Annotated in this window: 20 protein-coding genes; 15 read left to right on the forward strand and 5 right to left on the reverse strand. The window is 63.2% G+C overall.

Going from position 1 to position 19,823, the window contains the following annotated elements:
• Positions 1–35 precede the first annotated feature (35 nt).
• A complete protein-coding gene (locus tag IVB40_RS24310; protein ID WP_247816558.1) occupies positions 36–2,165 on the reverse strand; it encodes an acetate--CoA ligase family protein in 2,130 nt (709 codons plus the stop codon).
• 350 nt (positions 2,166–2,515) lie between these two features.
• On the opposite strand from IVB40_RS24310, the gene IVB40_RS24315 reads away from it, so the two are divergent.
• The 4 genes from IVB40_RS24315 (at position 2,516) to IVB40_RS24330 (ending at position 6,920) form a co-directional block, all read left to right on the forward strand.
• A complete protein-coding gene (locus tag IVB40_RS24315) occupies positions 2,516–3,208 on the forward strand; it encodes a GntR family transcriptional regulator (protein ID WP_197031202.1) in 693 nt (230 codons plus the stop codon).
• A gap of 79 nt (positions 3,209–3,287) precedes the next feature.
• On the forward strand, positions 3,288–5,021 hold the full coding sequence (gene oxc, locus IVB40_RS24320; protein ID WP_247359825.1) for an oxalyl-CoA decarboxylase: 1,734 nt from the start codon (positions 3,288–3,290) through the stop codon (positions 5,019–5,021).
• A gap of 65 nt (positions 5,022–5,086) precedes the next feature.
• Positions 5,087–6,364, forward strand: coding sequence for a formyl-CoA transferase (gene frc, locus IVB40_RS24325; RefSeq protein ID WP_007608365.1), 1,278 nt, complete (start codon positions 5,087–5,089; stop codon positions 6,362–6,364).
• A 373-nt stretch (positions 6,365–6,737) separates the two neighbouring features.
• Positions 6,738–6,920, forward strand: a complete 183-nt coding sequence (locus IVB40_RS24330) for a hypothetical protein (RefSeq protein ID WP_007608360.1) — start codon at positions 6,738–6,740, stop codon at positions 6,918–6,920.
• A 66-nt stretch (positions 6,921–6,986) separates the two neighbouring features.
• On the opposite strand, the gene IVB40_RS24335 is transcribed toward IVB40_RS24330, so the two are convergent.
• The 3 genes from IVB40_RS24335 to IVB40_RS24345 all read right to left on the reverse strand — a co-directional run bounded on the left by IVB40_RS24335 (position 6,987) and on the right by IVB40_RS24345 (position 7,816).
• The gene (locus IVB40_RS24335; protein WP_027569146.1) at positions 6,987–7,211 is read right to left on the reverse strand and encodes a hypothetical protein; all 225 of its coding nucleotides are present in this window, start codon (positions 7,209–7,211) and stop codon (positions 6,987–6,989) included.
• 54 nt (positions 7,212–7,265) lie between these two features.
• The gene (locus IVB40_RS24340; protein ID WP_007593322.1) at positions 7,266–7,508 is read right to left on the reverse strand and encodes a hypothetical protein; all 243 of its coding nucleotides are present in this window, start codon (positions 7,506–7,508) and stop codon (positions 7,266–7,268) included.
• A 98-nt stretch (positions 7,509–7,606) separates the two neighbouring features.
• The gene (locus IVB40_RS24345) at positions 7,607–7,816 is read right to left on the reverse strand and encodes a cold-shock protein (RefSeq protein WP_007593324.1); all 210 of its coding nucleotides are present in this window, start codon (positions 7,814–7,816) and stop codon (positions 7,607–7,609) included.
• Between the two features lie 397 nt (positions 7,817–8,213).
• Between IVB40_RS24345 and IVB40_RS24350 the strand changes: the two genes are divergently transcribed.
• Entirely contained in the window at positions 8,214–8,657 is a 444-nt protein-coding gene (locus IVB40_RS24350; protein ID WP_247816559.1) for an SRPBCC family protein, read from the forward strand.
• 40 nt (positions 8,658–8,697) lie between these two features.
• Here the strand turns inward: IVB40_RS24350 and IVB40_RS24355 are convergent, their stop codons facing one another.
• Complete coding sequence (locus IVB40_RS24355; protein ID WP_247288867.1) at positions 8,698–10,029, reverse strand: Hsp70 family protein; 1,332 nt, start codon at positions 10,027–10,029, stop codon at positions 8,698–8,700.
• 279 nt (positions 10,030–10,308) lie between these two features.
• On the opposite strand from IVB40_RS24355, the gene IVB40_RS24360 reads away from it, so the two are divergent.
• The 10 genes from IVB40_RS24360 (at position 10,309) to IVB40_RS24405 (ending at position 19,632) form a co-directional block, all read left to right on the forward strand.
• On the forward strand, positions 10,309–10,446 hold the full coding sequence (locus IVB40_RS24360; RefSeq protein WP_197031186.1) for a hypothetical protein: 138 nt from the start codon (positions 10,309–10,311) through the stop codon (positions 10,444–10,446).
• 251 nt (positions 10,447–10,697) lie between these two features.
• The gene (oxlT, locus tag IVB40_RS24365) at positions 10,698–11,984 is read left to right on the forward strand and encodes an oxalate/formate MFS antiporter (protein ID WP_027569143.1); all 1,287 of its coding nucleotides are present in this window, start codon (positions 10,698–10,700) and stop codon (positions 11,982–11,984) included.
• Positions 11,985–12,244: 260 nt separating this feature from the next.
• A complete protein-coding gene (gene oxlT, locus IVB40_RS24370; RefSeq protein ID WP_247816560.1) occupies positions 12,245–13,567 on the forward strand; it encodes an oxalate/formate MFS antiporter in 1,323 nt (440 codons plus the stop codon).
• A 174-nt stretch (positions 13,568–13,741) separates the two neighbouring features.
• On the forward strand, positions 13,742–14,167 hold the full coding sequence (locus IVB40_RS24375) for a CBS domain-containing protein (RefSeq protein WP_027569141.1): 426 nt from the start codon (positions 13,742–13,744) through the stop codon (positions 14,165–14,167).
• Positions 14,168–14,271: 104 nt separating this feature from the next.
• Positions 14,272–15,291, forward strand: a complete 1,020-nt coding sequence (locus tag IVB40_RS24380) for a 2-dehydropantoate 2-reductase (protein ID WP_247288860.1) — start codon at positions 14,272–14,274, stop codon at positions 15,289–15,291.
• The gene (locus IVB40_RS24385) at positions 15,291–16,076 is read left to right on the forward strand and encodes a fumarylacetoacetate hydrolase family protein (protein WP_247816561.1); all 786 of its coding nucleotides are present in this window, start codon (positions 15,291–15,293) and stop codon (positions 16,074–16,076) included. Before IVB40_RS24380 ends, IVB40_RS24385 begins: the two co-directional genes overlap by 1 nt.
• A 283-nt stretch (positions 16,077–16,359) precedes the next feature.
• Positions 16,360–17,766 carry a hypothetical protein gene (locus tag IVB40_RS24390; protein ID WP_247816562.1) on the forward strand — a complete coding sequence of 469 codons (1,407 nt, stop codon included), beginning with the start codon at positions 16,360–16,362 and terminating at the stop codon, positions 17,764–17,766.
• 60 nt (positions 17,767–17,826) lie between these two features.
• Positions 17,827–18,543 carry a hypothetical protein gene (locus tag IVB40_RS24395; RefSeq protein ID WP_247816563.1) on the forward strand — a complete coding sequence of 239 codons (717 nt, stop codon included), beginning with the start codon at positions 17,827–17,829 and terminating at the stop codon, positions 18,541–18,543.
• Positions 18,544–18,713: 170 nt separating this feature from the next.
• Positions 18,714–18,914, forward strand: coding sequence for a hypothetical protein (locus IVB40_RS24400; RefSeq protein ID WP_007608336.1), 201 nt, complete (start codon positions 18,714–18,716; stop codon positions 18,912–18,914).
• Between the two features lie 67 nt (positions 18,915–18,981).
• The gene (locus tag IVB40_RS24405; RefSeq protein WP_247816564.1) at positions 18,982–19,632 is read left to right on the forward strand and encodes a hypothetical protein; all 651 of its coding nucleotides are present in this window, start codon (positions 18,982–18,984) and stop codon (positions 19,630–19,632) included.
• Positions 19,633–19,823: the final 191 nt, after the last annotated feature.

Consider the following 19,823-nt stretch of genomic DNA (forward strand, 5'->3'; position numbering starts at 1 on the left):
CCGCACGCGAGGAGAGGCGAAGCGGCATCGTCGACTCAGAGCAGCCCTGCCCCGCGCGCCCATTTGTACTTGGCGCCGAGCACTTCCACCGGCAGCTCAGTCGAGTATGCATAGGCCGGGATGCCGTTCTGGTAGAGATATTCGGCGGCCTCCTCGACCTCCACGTCGCCGGCGAGCGAGGCGACGATCGGCTTCACGAAGCCCTTGGCCTCCATCTCCTTCTTCACCTCGACCATGTTGCGGGCGAACACCATCGGCGGCGTGACGATGGTGTGCCAGTAGCCGAGAATGAGCGAATGGATGCGCTCGTCCGTCAGGCCGAGCTTCACCGTATTGACGTAGGTGATCGGCGGCTCGCCACCGGTGATGTCCACGGGATTTCCGGCCGCGCCAAACGGCGGGATGAACTTGCGGAAGGCCGCATCCAGATCCGCCGGCATCGCCATCAGCGACAGGCCGTTGTCGACGCAGGAGTCCGACAGCAGCACGCCCGAGCCGCCGGCGCCGGTGATGATCAGCACGTTCTCGCCCTTCGGCGTCGGCAGCACCGGCACGCCGCGCGCGAACTCGAGCAGTTGCCGCAAGCTACGGGCGCGGATCACGCCGGACTGCGCCAGGACATCCTCGTAGATCTTGTCGTTGCCGGCGAGCGCGCCGGTGTGCGACGAGGCCGCCTTCGCACCGGCGGAGGTGCGGCCGGCCTTGAGCACGATGACCGGTTTTTTCTTGGAGACGCGCTTTGCCGCTTCCGCAAAGGCGCGGCCGTCCTTGAGGTCTTCGCAGTGCTGCGCGATCAGGTTGGTGTTCGGGTCCTGCTCGAAGAAGGCGAGCAGATCGTCCTCGTCGATGTCGGACTTGTTGCCGAGGCCGACGATCGCCGACACGCCCATCTTGGCCGAACGGGAGAAGCCGATGATGGCCATGCCGATGCCGCCCGATTGCGAAGACAGTGCCGCATGGCCCTTGACGTCATAGGCGGTGCAGAAGGTCGCGCAGAGATTGGCAGGCGTATAATAGAAGCCGTAGATGTTCGGCCCCATCAGGCGGATGTCGTATTTCTTGCCGACTTCGACGATCTCGGCCTGGAGCTCCGGCGCGCCGGCTTCCGCGAAGCCCGACGGGATCAGGACCGCGCCGGGAATTTTTTTCTCGCCGCATTCGGTGAGCGCCGCGGCCACGAACTTCGCGGGAATTGCGAACACCGCGGTGTCGATCACGCCGGGCACGTCCTTGACGCTCTTGTACGCCTTGTAGCCGAGGATCTCGGCGGCCTTGGGATGGATCGGGTAGATGTCACCCTTGTAGCCGCCGTTGATGAGGTTCTTCATCACGGAATTGCCGATTTTGCCGTCTTCGGCCGAAGCGCCGACCACGGCAACCGCCTTCGGCTGCATGATGCGGCTCATCGCCGCGACGATCTCTTCGGTCGGGCGCGGCTTCGGCTTGGGCACGTAAGCGAAGTCGACGACGATGCGGACGTCGGCCGCGATCGCGTCCTTGGCCGTCGCGAACACCGGGTTGAGATCGAGCTCGACGATCTCGGGGAAATCGGTGACGAGCTGCGAGACCTTGACGATGACATCGGCGAGCGCCGTGCGGTTCACCGGCTCGCCGCCGCGAACGCCCTTCAAAATTTCGTGCGCCTGGATGCCGTCGAGCATCGACAGCGCATCTTGCTTGGTCGCGGGTGCGAGGCGGAAGGTGATGTCCTTCAGAACTTCGACCAGCACGCCGCCGAGGCCGAAGGCAACCAGCTTGCCGAACGAGGCGTCGGTGATCGACCCGACGATCACTTCGGTGCCGCCGGCCAGCATCTGCTGCACCTGGACGCCCTCGATCTTGGCGTCGGATTTGTACTTCTTGGCGTTGCCGAGAATGGTCTCGTAGGCCTTCTCGGCGTCCTCGGCCGACTTGAGGCCAACGATGACGCCACCGGCTTCGGTCTTGTGGAGAATGTCCGGCGAGACGATCTTCATCACCACCGGGAAGCCCATCGAGGCGGCCATCTTGCCGGCCTCGCCGGCCGACTTCGCCACCCCCTCCTTCGGCACCGCAATGCCATAGGCGTCGCAGACCAGCTTACCTTCCGGCGCGGTCAGGCTGGTGCGCTTGTCCGCCTTGACCTGGTCAAGCACCTTGCGGACGGCATCTTTGGAATTGGACATGTGGCTTCTCCCTTGACCTTGGTTCTTGCGTTCTCAAAGCGCGCGCGTGTTGCGGCTGCCCGTGATGCTTTTCCATTCGCCGCGCTCTGTTCCATGTCGCGGAACGGAGTGGCATAAAGCCGAGATTACTCCGCCGGCTTGGATCAAAAATGGCTGGCGATGGCATTTGGTATGCCAGAAGCCAACTTGTCAAGCTGCAGCGCCCCTTAGAACGCTGCAAAAAATAGGCAGCTTGACATTCTGGTATTTGGTATGCCAAAAACTTTCCCGTTAATAATCCTGTAAAAGACGACTCCCACTGGAGGAGATTCGTCGTGTCACTGCGGAAACCAACCAAGGCGTTGCCGAACATGGCCGAGGCAGATATCGCAATCGTTCGTATTGCCCCGGAGTCGAGCTTCAAGAACAAGGCGTATGACGCCTTGAAGGAAGCCATCCTCAAGATGGACATCTACTCGACGCCCGAGCCGGTGATGCTCGACGAGCGCGCGTTGTCCGAACGCCTGGGCGTGAGCCGCACGCCGATCCGCGAAGCCATCGCGATGCTCGAGCAGGACGGCTTCGTGAAGACGGTTCCGCGCCGCGGCATCATGGTGGTGCGAAGGACCAAGAGCGAGATCGTCGACATGATCCGCGCCTGGGCGGCGCTGGAGAGCATGGCGGCCCGCCTCATCACCGCCACGGCGCGCAAGAAAGACATCACGGCGCTGCGCGACTACTTCAAGGATTTTGGCAAAGACCGCCTCCCCGAGGATCATGTCGAGGAATATTCGCGCGCCAATATCGCCTTCCACCAGGCGCTGATCTCGCTGTCGGAATCACCCGTGCTGGTCGATCTCACCAACGACCTCCTGCTGCACGTGCGTGGCTATCGGCAATTGACGATCGGTCGCAAGGACCGCACCGCGACGTCGCTACCCGAGCATCTCGGCATGATCGAAGCCCTGGAGGCGCGCGATACCGAACTCGCCGAGAAGCGCGCCCGCGATCACACCCTTGGCCTTGCCGCTTACGTCGAAGCGCATGGCCAGGAACTCTTCTAGCCAGCAACGTTCACCAGAAGGGCGAGGCATCGCCCCCAAAAGCCTGAAACGGCATCTTGAGACCAGGGAGACAAGGCCCATGCTGAATACCGCGACCAAGTCCGAAGCACCGGGCACCGAGCAGGAATTGACGGATGGTTTTCATCTCGTCATCGACGCGCTCAAGCTGAACGGCATCAACACCATCTACAATGTGCCGGGCATCCCGATCACGGATTTGGGTCGCATGGCCCAGGCGGCCGGTATTCGCATGATTTCGTTCCGCCACGAGCAGAACGCCGGTTATGCGGCGGGCATCGCCGGCTACCTCACCAAGAAGCCCGGCATCTGCCTGACCGTTTCCGCGCCCGGCTTCCTCAACGGTCTCACCGCACTCGCGCACGCCACCACCAACTGCTACCCGATGATCCTGATCTCGGGCTCCTCCGAGCGCGAGATCGTCGACCTCCAGCAGGGCGACTACGAAGAGATGGACCAGCTCGCGATCGCCAAGCCGCTGTGCAAGGCAGCCTATCGCGTGCTGCACGCCCAAGACATCGGCATCGGGCTTGCCCGTGCCATCCGTGCCGCCGTCTCCGGCCGTCCCGGCGGCGTCTATCTCGACCTTCCGGCAAAACTGTTCGGTCAGGTAATGAACGCCGATGCCGGCCGGAAGTCGCTGGTCAAGGTGATCGACGCGGCTCCCGCGCAGATCCCCTCGCCCGCTTCGATCAAGCGCGCGCTTGATGTTTTGAAGAGCGCAAAACGTCCGCTCATCATCCTCGGCAAGGGCGCGGCCTACGCGCAGGCCGATGAGGAGATCAAAACCTTCGTCGAGAAGAGCGGCATCCCCTTCCTGCCGATGAGCATGGCCAAGGGCCTCCTCTCCGATACGCATCCGCAGTGCGCAGGCGCCGCCCGCTCGACGGTGCTGAAAGAATCCGACGTCGTGCTGCTGATCGGCGCCCGGCTGAACTGGCTGCTCTCGCACGGCAAAGGCAAGAACTGGGGCGAAGCGCCCAAGAAGTTCATCCAGGTCGACATCGAGCCCAGGGAAATGGACTCCAACGTCGAGATCGTCGCGCCCGTCGTCGGCGACATCGGCTCGGTCGTCTCCGCCTTCAACCAGGCGATGGCTTCGGGCTGGACCGCCCCGCCGGCCGAATGGACCAAGGCGATTTCGACCAAGCGCGAAGAGAACGTCGCCAAGATGGCGCCGAAGCTCATGAACAACAAATCGCCGATGGACTATCACGGCGCGCTCGGCGTGCTGAAGAACGTCATCAAGGATCATCCCGAGGCGATCCTCGTCAACGAGGGCGCCAACACGCTCGACCTCGCCCGCGGCGTCATCGACATGTACAAGCCGCGCAAGCGTCTCGACGTCGGCACCTGGGGCGTGATGGGTATTGGCATGGGTCAGGCGATCGCGGCGGCTCTCGAGACCGGCCATCCCGTGCTCGCGGTCGAAGGCGACTCGGCCTTCGGCTTCTCCGGCATGGAGGTCGAGACCATCTGCCGCTACAATTTGCCGATCTGCGTCGTCATCTTCAACAATGACGGCATCTATCGCGGTACTGACGTCAACAGCGTCAACGCCGATCCGGCGACGACCGTGTTCGTCAAGGGCGCCCGCTACGACAAGATGATGGAAGCCTTCGGCGGCATCGGCGTGAACGCGACCTCGCCGGACGAGCTCAAGCGAGCCGTCAACGAAGCCATGGCTTCGGGCAAGCCGACGCTCATCAACGCCGTGATCGATCCGGCCGCCGGTTCCGAGAGCGGCCGCATCGGCAACCTCAATCCGCAGAGCGTTCTGCAGAAGAAGAAGTAAGCACTCCCCTTCAACCCATAAGGTCCCTGCGGGTGCAGGGGTAGATCAGAGTACGGAGCAACACGATGACAAAAGCGCTCGAGGGCGTTCGCATTCTCGACTTCACCCACGTCCAGTCCGGGCCGACCTGCACGCAGTTGCTCGCATGGTTCGGCGCCGACGTGATCAAGGTGGAACGTCCAGGTGTCGGTGACATCACCCGCGGCCAGCTGCAGGATATCCCGAACGTGGACAGCCTGTATTTCACCATGCTCAACCACAACAAGCGCTCGATCACGCTCGACACCAAGAACCCCAAGGGCAAGGAAGTCCTCACCGAGCTGATCAAGAAGTGCGACGTGCTGGTCGAGAACTTCGGTCCCGGCGTGCTCGACCGCATGGGCTTCCCCTGGGAGAAGATCCAGGCGATCAACCCGAAGATGATCGTCGCCTCGATCAAGGGCTTCGGTCCCGGACCGTACGAAGACTGCAAGGTCTATGAGAACGTCGCGCAGTGCACCGGCGGCGCCGCCTCCACTACCGGCTTCCGCGACGGCCTGCCGCTCGTGACCGGCGCGCAGATCGGCGACAGCGGCACCGGCCTGCATCTGGCGCTCGGCATCGTCACCGCACTCTATCAGCGTACCCATTCCGGCAAGGGCCAGAAGGTGACGGCCGCTATGCAGGACGGCGTGCTCAACCTCGCGCGCGTCAAGCTGCGCGACCAGCAGCGCCTCGCCCATGGTCCACTCAAGGAATACAGCCAGTTCGGCGAAGGCATTCCGTTCGGTGATGCCGTGCCACGTGCGGGCAACGATTCCGGCGGCGGCCAGCCCGGCCGCATCCTGAAGTGCAAGGGCTGGGAGACCGATCCCAACGCCTACATCTACTTCATCACGCAGGCCCCGGTCTGGGAGAAGATCTGCGACGTGATCGGTGAGCCCTCCTGGAAGACCGATCCGAACTACGCCAAGCCGGCCGTCCGCCTGCCGCGCCTCAACGAAATCTTCGGCCGCATCGAACAGTGGACGATGACGAAGACGAAGTTCGAGGCGATGGAAATCCTCAACAAGGACGACATCCCCTGCGGCCCGATCCTGTCGATGAAGGAGATCGCCGAAGACCAGTCGCTGCGCGCGACCGGCACCGTGGTCGAGGTCGACCACCCCACCCGCGGCAAGTACATCTCGGTCGGCAACCCGATCAAGCTGTCGGACTCCCCGAGCGAGGTGGAGCGCTCCCCGCTGCTCGGCGAGCACACCGACGAGATCCTGCGCACCGTGCTTGGCTTCTCGGACCATCAGGTCGCCGATATCCACAAGTCCGGCGCGCTCGATCCGCCGCAAAAGCAGGCCGCGGAGTAAGCGGGCTTATCTCACGACGCGAAAGGCCGCCGGCTTCGGCGGCCTTTTTGTTGGCGCGCAAAGGCTGCATCGCACGATCGGCGCGCTTGCCGCGCCGCCAAGGCTGGATTAAAGATTGTTTCGCGAGGAACAGATGCGGTGGCCGGCCGTTACTCCTCGACCGGCGTGCTCCCGGAAATGCGAGCATGCCCGGAAAAGCCAGCATGCAATCTCCACGGCGAGTGCAGCACGCCTCGCAAAGACCCTGCCCCACGCTGAAGAACTGGTCGCCTCCGCTTCCGAGGATGGCAAGTCGGCCTTTCAGTTCGGGCACAGGTGGCGTCGCGTCCGGCACTCGCCAGGACCACGCTCGTTGATCAAATTGAGGGCTTAAATGTCGAAAGATCAATCCTCTGATCGCGCCAAGCGTGAAGCCAACAAGGCGTTCAAGCCTGCGACAACGCAGAAGCCGATCAATGACTATGCGAAGGACCAGAACTCCTTCAACGAGAATCGCGAACGGCTGAAAGCGGAGCGATTGGCCCGGGAGGCGAAGCCGGGAAGCGGCTCCGAATAAGAGCGTCGGTCCCAGACTCCGATCGCGGATTGCGCTGAAGGCGCGGCACTGAAATCTGCGCCTGCCCTACAGCATCGATAGCACGACGATTCCGTCTTCGACTGCACCAGAAGCGAGCCGCGCCCGCGCCATGCGCTCGAACTCGGTCCGGTTCTTGCGAAGATAACTGAAAGCCTGCTTCTGCGTCAGGAAGGTCGTCGCAAGACGGCACATCTGTCGTCCCGCGCCAAGCGCGAGAAAGAAGGTGATGGTGCCTCCGCCATCCGACTTGATTCTAGGCACGACCCGCACTCTTTGGCATGTGATCGGCCCTCTCCGAGGTGTCGTCGGCGCAATGGAAGCCAGCTATGGCGTCACCTTCTTCTTGCGCTTCGTCGGGGTGGCGGCGGGCAATGATGCCTGAAGGGCGGCGTCTGCCGCTTCCTTGGCTTCGCGCAGCTCTCGAAGCCGCGCCATGTTCTTGCGAACATCGACGGCTTGCTTTCCAACATCCACCATCGCCCGAGCGCCTTCCTCTGCGGCCAAACGCTGACGGTTAGTACGCGCGATGCTTTCGGGTGACGGTTCGGCCGGTCTCTTGGCGCTCATTATTCACCCTGCTCTGCAACGGACAAAAACCCGCTCAATCCTGGGATCGAGCGGGTGGCATGGCCGTTTCAGCACATCCGTGAAACGGCACCAAGGCTTTAGGCCAGCGAGAGATTCTCGGCGCTGACCTTGCCCCGCATCTTGTCGGTCTTGAGCTCGAAGTTGACCTTTTGGCCTTCAGCGAGACCTGCAAGACCAGCCCGCTCGACCGCGCTGATGTGAACGAACACATCGTTGCCGCCGTCGTTCGGCTGAATGAATCCAAAGCCCTTCTGGCCGTTAAACCACTTCACAGTACCTGTCGTCATTTTCTTCTCCAAAGCGCATACGCGCAGGTTCCGCGTGCTCGTCACGCAGAACAAATTCTATTCGTCGATGTCTATGGAAAAGGAGCCCGCGGGCGCATTCAACAAGGCACAGCGGCTGAACGAACAGCCTCAACGTATACCACATCCTCGCTATTTGCAAGGCTTGGCCGAATTTAACGGCCCGGGAGCCCGGCGGTAGGTACAGGACGTGCGCTATTCGGCGCTCATCGTTCGCCCCCGGCGAGCTGCTCTGGGAGGGCTGCCGAGCGCAACATGCGTGGATCCATCAAAAAATTAGAGATGCCCCGTCGGATCGGCGGTACCTCGTCCGTCATCTGGACATGAACGGGCAATAGACGCTGACGTCGAGCCCGGCGCTTCACGAGGAAGACTGATCATGCCCAGCACTGTCCGCCTGCACCGCGTTTTGACGACCAGCCCGGAGAAAGTCTATCGCGCCTTCCTGGAGGCGGATGCGCTGGCGAAATGGCTTCCGCCGAACGGCTTCACCTGCACCGTCCATCATTTCGAGCCGAAGGTCGGGGGCACGTTCAAGATGTCGTTCCGCAACTTCACGACGGGCAACAGCCACGCCTTCGGCGGCGAATATCTCGAGCTCGTCCCCGGCGATCGTCTCCGCTACACCGACCGGTTCGACGACCCCAATCTGCCCGGCGAGATCCAGGTCACCGTGATCCTGAAGAAAGTATCCGTCGGCACTGAGCTGGATATCACGCAGGCCGGCATCCCCGACGTCATCCCGCCGGAGGCATGTTATCTCGGCTGGCAGGAATCGCTGCGCAATCTGGCGAAGCTCGTCGAGCCTGAGATCAAGCAATAGCGACCGGACGGGACTTAGGGGCGGCCGCGCGTACCGCAGGCTACGCGCCCGCCCTCGACTGGAGGCCGCCACTTGCGGTCCAGCGGTCGGGATCCGGGCTATGTCCGATCAAAGCAAGGCCGTAGGCGATCGACTCGAACTGGTCGCCTGACATCAGCCGTTCGTTGCCGAACCGCTCGGCGAACAGTCTTCGAACGGCTGGCACGAAGGACGTGCCGCCGGTCAAAAACACCTTCTCGATCTCGCGCGCGGTAATGCCGGCTTCGCCAAGCACCTTGTCGACGGTAGCCCCGAGCCTCGCGATATCGTCGGCAATCCAGGCTTCGAAATTCTTCCGCGTGATGGTCGAGCCGATGTCGACGCCACCGCCTTTGAAGCGGAACTCTACCTGGTCCTGCGCCGACAGTGCGACCTTGGCGTCGGACACCGCGCGGTACAGCGCAAAGCCGAGGTCGAGATCGACGATGGTGATGAAATCCTCGAGCAGTGCCGGCTTCACCGCGGTGCGCGCAAGCTCCCGGAGTTCGCGCAGGTCGCCGTTGCTCTTCATCATCGCGAGCTGATGCCAGCGCGCGAGATTGGTGTAGTGGCCGGTGGGGATCGGTAGCACCTTGTCGAACGAGCGGAAGCTCGAGCCCTTGCCCAGCCGCGGCGAGACGACGTGATCGACGATGCGGTAATCGAAGGTGTCGCCCGCAATCCCGATGCCGGCATGGCCGAGCGGCTCGGCGCGCAAGGCCCCGCCGGCACGCGAGAACCGCATCACCGAGAAATCGCTGGTGCCGCCGCCGAAATCCGCGACCAGCACGGTCGCATCGCGCTCCAGTCGGCGGGCGAAGGAGAACGCGGCTCCGACAGGCTCGTAGACGTAGCGGGCGTGGCCGGCCCCAAGGCGCTCGAACGCGGCCCGGTAACGTTGCATCGCCAGCGCCTCGTCGGGATTGCCGCCGGCGAAGCGGACGGGGCGACCGACCGTGATGGTGGACGTCTCGAAGCCGAATTTATCGCCGCCATGACGCGCCAGCGTCCGCAGGAACGCCGCCAAAATATCCTCGAACTTGTAGCGCTGCCGGAACACCTGGGTGGTGTTGAAGCTGGAGCTCGCGGCGAAGGTCTTGAACGACTGGAGGAAGCGGTAGACATGGCGGCCTTCGAGGAACTGCTCGATCGCCCACGGGCCGCCTTCGGCCTGGGCGCCGGCGCCCGGCCGGTCCTCCCAGAAACACAGCGCCGACACGAAGACGCTGTGGCGCTGTCCGCCATGGTCGAAGCGGATGGCTTCGACCCGGCGGTCGTCCGCTGCAAGGGCCACGACCGTGTTGCTGGTCCCAAAATCGATGCCGATCGAGACGGCGGGCGAGGCGCTCGACATGAACCACTCTGACAGATGATTGGAAGGGGGCAGACCACTAACGGCTTCGTGTACCGCTGCCAAGGCTCCGTTTTTGGACATCGACGGTCAAATGGTTCAGTTTCGGCCGGTCTTGGGCATATCCCGCTCAAACCGGCCCATTTAACGGATTGTTATGCTGCAATGCGAAGAGCTAAATGCTGCTATGCAATGGCATGCATAGACATTGGCATCTGGTATACATAAATTCCCCTTCGAAATGAGACAGCACTACTGACCGTCTCAAGAAAGGGAATTCCGATGTCCAAGACCGCTTCCGTCGCTCTCGCGCCCTCCTCCTCGCTGTTCGCCCGTCTGATGGCCACGATCGACCGCCTCCTGATGGCGAGCGCCAGGATCTCGAATCACAACGGCGACCTGCCGCGCTTTGGCCTGTGACCCGGGCAGCCTCCCGCCCCTGCGCGCACAGCGGCAGACGGTTTTAGATCAGTCCGCATACTACTTTTGATGAATGGCCCCGGATGACGGGGCCATTTCTACTTGTGCTGTCCTGAGTCACAGCCGCAACCGGGCAAGGTCCTGCGGCATTTGCGCACGGTGACCGGACCAGCGCTTGAAGCTTGGCATAATGCATACAAGAATGCCGTTCCAGCGCTCGCAGAAAAATGAGAGGCGCCACGGGAGGCTTTATGACGGACATGGTGCAAGCAACCGCCCCGACAGCCGCGCGCGTTAGCGACACGTATCGCTGGACGCAATTGGCGGTCGGTGTCGCGGCGATGGTGATGATCGCCAACTATCAATACGGCTGGACGTTCTTCGTCCCCGACATCCAGAAGAAGTTCGGCTGGGATCGCGCGTCGATCCAATGGGCCTTTACCCTGTTCGTGCTGTTCGAGACCTGGCTCGTCCCGATCGAAGGATGGTTCGTCGACAAATACGGTCCGCGCCTCGTCGTCCTGGTCGGCGGCGTGCTCTGCGCCGCCGGCTGGGCGATCAACGCGCAGGCGACCACGCTCAACGGCTACTATCTCGGCATGATCATCGCGGGCATCGGCGCCGGCGGCGTCTACGGCACCTGCGTCGGCAACGCGCTGAAGTGGTTTCCGGACAAGCGCGGTCTTGCCGCAGGCATCACGGCCGCGGGCTTCGGTGCAGGCTCTGCGCTGACCGTCGCGCCGATCCAGGCCATGATCAAGGACAGCGGTTTTCAGACCACCTTCCTCTATTTCGGCCTCGGACAAGGCATCATCATCTGCATTCTCGCCTTCTTCCTGCTGGCGCCCAAGGCAGGCCAGGTGCCCAGCGTGGTGGCGAACGCCAATCTGCAACAGACCCGCCGCAACTATCAGCCGACCGAAGTGCTGCGTCAGCCAATCTTCTGGCTGATGTACTTCATGTTCGTGATCGTCGGCGCCGGCGGCCTGATGGTGACGGCCAATTTGAAGCCGATCGCGGCCGACTGGAAGATCGACAACGTGCCGGTCACGCTGATGGCGGTGACCATGACCGCGGTGACCTTCGCGGCCACGATTGACCGCGTGCTCAACGGCCTGACGCGTCCGTTCTTCGGCTGGATCTCCGACATGATCGGCCGCGAGAACACGATGTTCATCGCCTTCGGCATGGAAGGTATCGGCATTTGGATGCTCTACCTCTGGGGCCAGGATCCGCTCTGGTTCGTGCTGCTCTCGGGCTTCGTGTTCTTCGCCTGGGGTGAGATCTACTCGTTGTTTCCCTCGACCTGCACCGATACGTTCGGCGCCAAGTTCGCGACCACCAATGCCGGCCTGCTCTACACCGCAAAGGGTACGGCCGCGCTGCTGGTCCCGATCGGCAACTACATGCAGCAGTCGTCGGGCAGTTGGGACAACGTGTTCATCATCGCAGCCGGCGCCAACATCCTGGCCTCGGCGCTGGCGATCGCGGTGCTCAAGCCCTGGCGCAAGGTGGTGGTCGCGCAATCGACTGTCTGACGCGCTCCAAAAGCGCCTTCTCGTGCAAAACGCCCGGCCTCACGGCCGGGCGTTTTCGTTTTGCGCAACGTCTTCATGAGTCCGCCGTTCCCAAACGGAACCCCGCATATTTTTGTCAGTGGCGCGCCAAGATAGGGCTTGCAATCTGGAATATGGTATACCAAGGTCCTCATCGCGCTTGCGACGATAAGCCACAATATTGCGACATCAGGTCATCTTGCGACCGGTGTCGAACCAGACAGGCGCTCGGGAGGTTTTTGATGATTTCCAGCACCGATGGCGCTGTCACGGCCGCGCCTCTTCGCACAGGTTTCCGTTGGCTCCAGCTGGTCATGGGCATCGTCTGCATGGCGATGATCGCCAACCTGCAATATGGCTGGACGCTGTTCGTCGATCCGATCGATCACGCGCACCATTGGGGACGCGCCGCGATCCAGCTCGCTTTCACCATCTTCGTCGTCACCGAAACCTGGTTGGTGCCGATCGAGGCCTGGTTCGTCGACAAATACGGCCCGCGCATCGTCATCATGTTCGGCGGCGTCATGATCGCGCTGTCCTGGATTCTCAACTCCTATGCCGATAGCCTCACCTTGCTTTACGCGGCCGCGATCATCGGCGGCATGGGCGCGGGCGCGGTGTACGGCACCTGCGTCGGCAACGCACTGAAATGGTTTCCCGATCGCCGCGGCCTTGCTGCCGGTGCGACCGCCGCCGGCTTCGGCGCAGGCGCCGCCCTCACCGTCGTGCCGATCGCGACCATGATCGCAACGAGCGGCTATCAGCACGCGTTTCTCACCTTCGGCATCGGCCAGGGCGTGATCGTCTTCGTGCTCGCCTTCTTCATCCAGCCGCCGCGGATTTCGATCCCGCCGAAGAAGAAGCAGCTCAATCTGCCGCAGACCAAGATCGACTTTACCCCGCCCGAGGTGCTGCGCACCCCTGTTTTCTGGGTGATGTATCTTGTGTTCGTCATGGTTGCCTCCGGCGGCCTGATGACCGCGGCGCAGATCGCCCCGATCGCGCACGACTTCAAGATCGCCGACACGCCGGTCACGCTCGCCGGCTTCCAGATGGCGGCATTGACGTTCGCGATCTCGCTCGACCGCATCTTCGACGGTTTCGGACGGCCCTTCTTCGGCTTCGTCTCCGACACGATCGGCCGCGAGCACACCATGTTCATCGCCTTCGGCACCGCCGCGCTGATGCTGCTGACGCTGTCGGCCTATGGCCACGTGCCCGTCGTCTTCGTGCTCGCCACCGCCGTCTATTTCGGCGTGTTCGGGGAGATCTACTCGTTGTTCCCCGCCACCTGCGGGGACACCTTCGGCTCGAAGTTTGCAACCACCAACAACGGCATGCTCTACACGGCGAAGGGGACGGCGTCCCTGCTCGTTCCGCTCGCAAGCGTGATCTCGGCCGCCTATGGCTGGAAGGCCGTGTTCGTGGTCGCAGTCGCGCTGAACGCGACGGCAGCCCTGACGGCGCTGTTCGTGATCAAGCCGATGCGCCGCTCCTTCATCCTCGGCAAGGAAGCCGAGAGCGCCAACGCCGCGACGGGGAACGCCAAGACCGAGACGGCATAACCACACGCCTTGCATGGGTGCGACAGGGGGCGCAGCGATGCGCCCCTTTCTTTTTGGCTCACGACAAATGTCAGTATTGCTGCCGCAAGAATTTTCGGATCAGCCAAACCGAACGCTTGACGATTGGCATTATGTATACCACACTTGCCACATCATTCACCCAGGGAGGTTGCAATGCTGGTCGGAGACATTCTGCGCAAGAAGACACCGCGCGTTGTCACGGTGCGAATGAACGAAACGGTGGGTATCGCCGCCAAGCTGATGCGCGCCAACAATATCAGCGCACTGGTGGTGAAGGACGTGGTCCGCTCCGAGGGTAACACCGCGGTCGGCATGTTCACCGAGCGCGACGTCGTGCGCGCGGTCGCCGAGCACGGCGCCAATGCCGTCAACGTCAAGGTCTCGCAGCTCGTCTCGGTGCAGCAACTCGTGTCCTGCACCTCGAGCGACACGATCGAGCACGTCCGCCATTTGATGAATCGGAATCACATCCGGCACCTGCCTGTCATCGACGATTACAGCCTCGTCTCGGTCATCAGCATGCGCGACATCGCGGCCGTCATCGACGAAGCACTCAACGGCACGCCGCAAGCAGCTTAAAGCGCCTCACTTCCCCTGCGAATACTGGCCCCGGCTCGGACCCTTCCGAGCCGGACCGGATCTTTCGTCCCGAAATCCGGCTTCTGCTGCTCCGCGAGGATTCCATGAAGATCTGCATCTACGGCGCCGGCGCAATCGGCGGATATCTCGGGGTTCAGCTCGCGCGTGCGGGCGCCGATGTCAGCCTGGTCGCACGCGGCGCGCACCTTGCCGCGATGCGCGAGCGCGGCCTGACGCTGCTCGCGGGCGAGGAGAAGCACACCGTGCATCCGCGCTGCACCGACGATCCGGCCGAGCTCGGCGTGCAGGACTACATCATCATCACGCTGAAGGCGCACTCGATCACTGGCGTGATCGAGACAATGCAGCCGCTGCTCGGCCCCCACACCCGCATCGTCACCGCCGTCAACGGCATCCCCTATTGGTACTTCTACAAGCACGGCGGCCAATACGAGAATTCGACGCTGGAGAGCATCGACCCCGGCGGACGGCAGTGGCGCGAAATCGGCGCCGAGCGCGCCATCGGCTGCATCGTCTATCCCGCCACCGAGATCGAGGCGCCCGGCGTGATCCGTCACGTCTACGGCAACAACTTTCCGCTCGGCGAGCCCTCCGGCGAGACCACCCCGGACGTGCAACGCCTCGCCGATCTCTTCGTCGCAGCCGGGCTGAAAGCGCCGGTGCTCGACCGCATCCGCGACGAGATCTGGCTCAAGCTGTGGGGCAATGTCTGCTTCAACCCGATCAGCGCACTCACCCATGCAACACTCGACGTGATCTGCACCGATCCGGCGACCCGCGCGCTGTCGCGCGCGATCATGATGGAGACGCAAGGCATCGCCGAGACGTTCGGCGTCAAATTCCGCGTCGACGTCGAGCGCCGCATCGAAGGCGCCCGCAAGGTCGGCGCGCACAAGACCTCGATGCTCCAGGATCTCGAGCGCGGCCGTCCGATGGAGATCGACCCGCTCGTCACCGTCGTGCAGGAGATGGGCCGCCTCACCGGCATCGCCACCCCCGCGCTCGATTCAGTGCTGGCGATGGTGACCCAGCGCGCCCGCATCGCCGGTCTCTACGACGGCATCTCGACACGATCGGATCCGCGCGCACTGGCGGTGGCGTGATGGCTGGCGAGGTCAAACAATGGCTCCGCTTCCGCAATAGCGGTGCGACCGGGTTCGGCACGCTGAATTCGTCAGGCATCAGCGTGCACGAGGGCGAGATGTTTGGCCGCCATGCGGCCACCGGCAGGACGCTGGCGCTGTCGGAGGTCGAACTGCTCGCGCCCTGCGCGCCCAGCAAGATCGTCGCGCTCTGGAACAATTTTCACGCGCTCGCGGCCAAGCTCAACCAGCCCGAGCCGCCGGAGCCGCTCTACCTCCTGAAGGCCACCACCAGCATCACGACACCAGGCGCCGTGATCCGCCGTCCCTCTTTTTACGACGGCAAGACCACGTATGAAGGCGAGCTCGGCATCGTCATCGGCAAGACCTGCGCCCGGGTGTCGCCGGCGGAAGCGGACAGCTTCATCTTCGGGTACACCTGCGTCAACGACATCACTGCCAACGACATCCTGACCAGCGATCCCACTTTCCCGCAATGGGCGCGGGCCAAGGGCATCGACGATTACGGCCCGTTCGGCCCCGTCATCGCCACCGGTCTCGATCCGGCAAAGCTGGTGGTCCGCACCATCCTCAACGGCGCGGAGCGGCAGAACTATCCGATATCGGACATGATCTTCTCCGCGCAGGAGCTGGTCAGCAGGATCTCCCACGACATGACCCTGCTCCCCGGCGACCTCATTGCCGTCGGCACCTCGGTCGGCGTCGGCGTGATGAAAGAGCCGGTGAACATCGTGACCGTCGCGATCGACGGCATCGGCGAGCTGACCAACGAGTTTCGGCTGTAGCCACCAACGCGGTGCGGTAGCCCGGATGGAGCGAAGCGAAATCCGGGGCTGGCACTCAAGGCTTGCAGAACCCGGCTTGCGCTTCGCTCCATCCAGGCTACGGAACACTCCATCCAAGCTCGGGAAATCCCGGCAACCAACTTCTCCTCCACCGATCGGCTGACGCATTCAGCCGTGGATCGTGCGACCGGACCTATCCGGCAAGCGCCCGCCGCCCTTGATCTCGGTTCCGCTCTCCAATAGCAATTATGGCGATAATGTGTGCCGGCGTGAGGAAGTCACGATGTGGCTGTTTTTCCTGGTTGCCTGGTTTGTTCTGCTCACCGCCATCGCGATCTTCGCCCAGCAGGCGCTCGGTTACGATGTCGGCCACCTGCCTGCCTGGTTCGGAGGCCTGCCTGTCCCGCAGCGGTTTGCGACCGGCGCGATCCTGGCTCTGGCGCTGGCACTGATCGGCGCCTCCGCCTGGCGGCTCTCGCGCCAGGACCGGCGCCTCGACACATTGCGCGACCGCCTCAAGAAGACCCGCGAGGACGTCGTCGTCGCTCATGCCCTGCAGAACCACCTCGACGCTACCGTCCAGCATCTGATCGAGAGCGATCCCCGGGAGGCCGTCTCCGCCCTCCATGACAAGCTGGGCGAGACCGAGCAGCGCGCCCTGCTGCAGCGGGGCCGCAACGAATCTACCGACATGCACGACCAGCTCGCCGAAATCCGCCGCCGCCAGCAGGAACTGCGCGACATTGTGGGCAAGGTCGCCGAGCAGCGCCGCGCGGTCGAGCCGGTTTTCACCGAGATCCGCGACCGCCAGAACCAGCTCGAACGCTCGCTGCACGACCTCGAGACCGACGACCGCAAGAACAATCTCGCCGACCGGCTCAAGGACATCGCGCGCGACGTATCGACGTTGCTGTCCCGGGTCGGCACGGTCCAGGGCACCTTTGCTACCCTGAACCAGTACAAGGAAGATCTGGCGAAGTCCCACGCCGAGCTGGTGCCGCTGCGCGCCTCGGACGCCGGCCTCAATGCCTTGATTGGCGAGCTGGGCCTCAGCCATGAGCGCCTCGTCAAGAGCGTCGACGAGCTCGAAACCGTCGGTGAAGCGCCGCTTGGCACCCGCGTCGAGACGCTGTCGAAGAACAAGGTCGAGATCGAGCAGCGCCTGGCCCGCATCGACGACAGCTTCCACATCCTGAAAGGGATCGGGCTCGACTTCGAAGAACTCGGCCAGCGTCGGGCCCAGCTCGAACGCTCGCTCGCCGGTGTCGAGATCGACGCCGAGGGCAAGACGCTTGCCGACCGCCAGAATGCGCTGAACGATTTTGTTCTCCAGTCGCGCCAGCGCCTCGGCGCCTTACAGGAAACGCTGGCGACGCTGAACGCCTTCAAGACGGAGCTGTCGAAGTCGCAGGCTGACCTCGTCCCACTGAAGGCGCCCGTGTTCGGAATCGAGGCCATGATCGCGGACGTCGGCACGACGCGCGACCTCCTCGCCAAAACCGTCGGCGAGATCGAGGCGAGCGGCGACGTCAGCCTCGCCTCGCGCGTCGACGCGCTGACCAAGAGCAAGCGCGAGGTCGAGGACCGCCTCGCCCGCATCTTCGACAATTTCAACGCGCTCGACGGCCTGCGAAAAGACATCGGCGGCATCTTCTCGACCATCAGGAACAGCCTGAACCGGATCGGGTGAAGGCACCCGATCCTTCGGGATGGTTCGAACGCGATCCCCATCCGCGCGACCAATCCGGACATGCGCTTGATCCTCGGCCTCTTCTCCGCCCTGCTCGGCGCGCTCGCCGGCTGGTCCGCCCTTGCCGCACTGGTGATCGCGCTGGCCGGGCCAGACCGCGATGGCGGCATCGCCATGGGCGCCTTCTTCGACATCGGTCCGATCGGCGGTGTGGTTGGCCTGATCGCCGGCATCTGGCTGTTCGTGCGCTTCGGCCTGGTCCGGAACGCAACGCCACAGCCGCCCACGGAAACCTCCGACACTACGCCTCACCGCACCACCCAGCTCTCTGCGCCCTTTGCTCTGATCGTTCTGCTCATCGCGGCAATCCTTGGCTATTGGGGCTGGTACGAACTCATCCGCTCGCCCTATCTCAGTCACGGCTACATGACGCTCCACATCGAGTTTCGCCTTCCCGCCGGCATGACGCTGCCGGACAAGGCGGAGGATGTGCACATCGAGGTCGAGGAAGCGACAGGTTATGCCAATGCCAATTTGCCTCCGAACTGGCGCGCGCATGAAGGCGAGCGCAAAGCGATCATTGCCTCCACGTCGTTGACGTACAAAACGCGTCACCGCGCCGTCAGCCTGACGCTTCCGGGTTCGCCGACGCAGAGCTGGCCGATCGATCTCCCCTCCGATCCTGATCCCACCCCTGGCTTTTCACCCTGGCGCGTGGCGGGCGATGCGTCACCCGCGAAGATCGAGATGCATTTCCGCCTCACCGCCGATCACTGACCAACGAGGGGCGCGAAGGCGAACATTCAGACACATCACGTCTCCGCGCGCCCGGCAGATGCCGCCAACATGTCGCGCGGATGCCGCACTGTGGACGCATTCGGCCGCCCTTCTGTGAGGCGTGTCTGGGGGCACGGCGGTGCCGTGTTTGGACCAAACCTTCTAGGGGTATGACTGTGAAGAAGATTGTATTTGTCGTGGGTGCTACGCTTGCTCTGGTGACGGTTGCGAATGCTGCGGATCTGCCGCGCCGCCAGCCCGTTCCCGTCTATTCCGAGCAGGCGCCGATCGGCAAGATGCCGATTGGCAAGAGCCCGGTTGGAAAGGCCCCGATCGGCAAGGCGCCCGGCCCCGTTGCCGCGCGCTACTGACGCGCAGCGAAATACGCAGAAGCAAGCGTAGACTCTCCGTGAGTGGCCGACATTCGAGGGGCATAGCGTGACGAACAAACCTGATCGATCGGGACCCTGCATCCTTGCGGGATTCGCGCTCGCGGCCATGCTCGCGTGCACGACACCCTCGGCCTCGGCCCACGAAGCGAACAAGCGCGTTGCTGACGCAAACGCGCTTGCCACGACCGACGCCGTATCACGACCAGCGCCGCAAACGACGCGGCGCGCAGTCGCGCGCGCTGAGAAAGGTCCGTACTACGTCGATTTCCGCGCCCGCACGGCCGCGAGCTGGGGCCACGCCTTCGTCTGGTACGGCAAGACCAGCGAGCGCGCCGTCGAGGTCGCAGGGCTCACGCCCGCCGGCGACACCTGGGCCTATGTGCTCGGTCACCTCACCTGGGTGCCGGCGGAGACCGGCGCGAGTTACGGCGATCTCGACCCCGATTACCTGACCGCGAACTACCGCGTCTATTTGAACGAAGCCGACGCCAAGCGTGTGTTTGCCTATATCAAGAAATTGCAGGCGAGCTCGCCGGTCTGGAATGCCGAGACCACCAATTGCACCGGCTTCATCGGCGACATCGCGGAGTACATGGGATTGAAGGTCCCCAACCGCTGGCAGCGCCCGGAAAACTTCGTCAACAGCCTCAAGGAAATGAACGGCGGCCGCCAGATGGTGCGGCTGTCGACGGAGTAGCTGAAGCCGTCTTGCCCGTCGGGCAAAACACCCGCGCAATTCCCGCCTCGCCTGTCAATCCCGGCTCGCCGAAATATTCCACTTTACCGAAATTCGGATTTGTCGTACGTACGCGATACCCTGACCCGGGACAAGGGGCGGATCGCGATCGTCACGAACCGCGGGTTGGGCAGCGATGGACGCGACGGCGT

It is taken from the genome of Bradyrhizobium sp. 40 (assembly GCF_023100925.1).
Taxonomy (GTDB): Bacteria; Pseudomonadota; Alphaproteobacteria; order Rhizobiales; family Xanthobacteraceae; genus Bradyrhizobium.

What these genes read in the sequence shown, in the direction of transcription:
- IVB40_RS24310 (WP_247816558.1), bottom strand. Translation starts at nt 2,165, where the DNA reads ATGTCCAATTCCAAAGATGCCGTCCGCAAGGTGCTTGACCAGGTCAAG.
- IVB40_RS24315 (WP_197031202.1), top strand. Translation starts at nt 2,516, where the DNA reads ATGGCCGAGGCAGATATCGCAATCGTTCGTATTGCCCCGGAGTCGAGC.
- oxc (WP_247359825.1), top strand. Translation starts at nt 3,288, where the DNA reads ATGCTGAATACCGCGACCAAGTCCGAAGCACCGGGCACCGAGCAGGAA.
- frc (WP_007608365.1), top strand. Translation starts at nt 5,087, where the DNA reads ATGACAAAAGCGCTCGAGGGCGTTCGCATTCTCGACTTCACCCACGTC.
- IVB40_RS24330 (WP_007608360.1), top strand. Translation starts at nt 6,738, where the DNA reads ATGTCGAAAGATCAATCCTCTGATCGCGCCAAGCGTGAAGCCAACAAG.
- IVB40_RS24340 (WP_007593322.1), bottom strand. Translation starts at nt 7,508, where the DNA reads ATGAGCGCCAAGAGACCGGCCGAACCGTCACCCGAAAGCATCGCGCGT.
- IVB40_RS24345 (WP_007593324.1), bottom strand. Translation starts at nt 7,816, where the DNA reads ATGACGACAGGTACTGTGAAGTGGTTTAACGGCCAGAAGGGCTTTGGA.
- IVB40_RS24350 (WP_247816559.1), top strand. Translation starts at nt 8,214, where the DNA reads ATGCCCAGCACTGTCCGCCTGCACCGCGTTTTGACGACCAGCCCGGAG.
- IVB40_RS24355 (WP_247288867.1), bottom strand. Translation starts at nt 10,029, where the DNA reads ATGTCGAGCGCCTCGCCCGCCGTCTCGATCGGCATCGATTTTGGGACC.
- IVB40_RS24360 (WP_197031186.1), top strand. Translation starts at nt 10,309, where the DNA reads ATGTCCAAGACCGCTTCCGTCGCTCTCGCGCCCTCCTCCTCGCTGTTC.
- oxlT (WP_027569143.1), top strand. Translation starts at nt 10,698, where the DNA reads ATGACGGACATGGTGCAAGCAACCGCCCCGACAGCCGCGCGCGTTAGC.
- oxlT (WP_247816560.1), top strand. Translation starts at nt 12,245, where the DNA reads ATGATTTCCAGCACCGATGGCGCTGTCACGGCCGCGCCTCTTCGCACA.
- IVB40_RS24375 (WP_027569141.1), top strand. Translation starts at nt 13,742, where the DNA reads ATGCTGGTCGGAGACATTCTGCGCAAGAAGACACCGCGCGTTGTCACG.
- IVB40_RS24380 (WP_247288860.1), top strand. Translation starts at nt 14,272, where the DNA reads ATGAAGATCTGCATCTACGGCGCCGGCGCAATCGGCGGATATCTCGGG.
- IVB40_RS24385 (WP_247816561.1), top strand. Translation starts at nt 15,291, where the DNA reads ATGGCTGGCGAGGTCAAACAATGGCTCCGCTTCCGCAATAGCGGTGCG.
- IVB40_RS24390 (WP_247816562.1), top strand. Translation starts at nt 16,360, where the DNA reads ATGTGGCTGTTTTTCCTGGTTGCCTGGTTTGTTCTGCTCACCGCCATC.
- IVB40_RS24395 (WP_247816563.1), top strand. Translation starts at nt 17,827, where the DNA reads ATGCGCTTGATCCTCGGCCTCTTCTCCGCCCTGCTCGGCGCGCTCGCC.
- IVB40_RS24400 (WP_007608336.1), top strand. Translation starts at nt 18,714, where the DNA reads ATGACTGTGAAGAAGATTGTATTTGTCGTGGGTGCTACGCTTGCTCTG.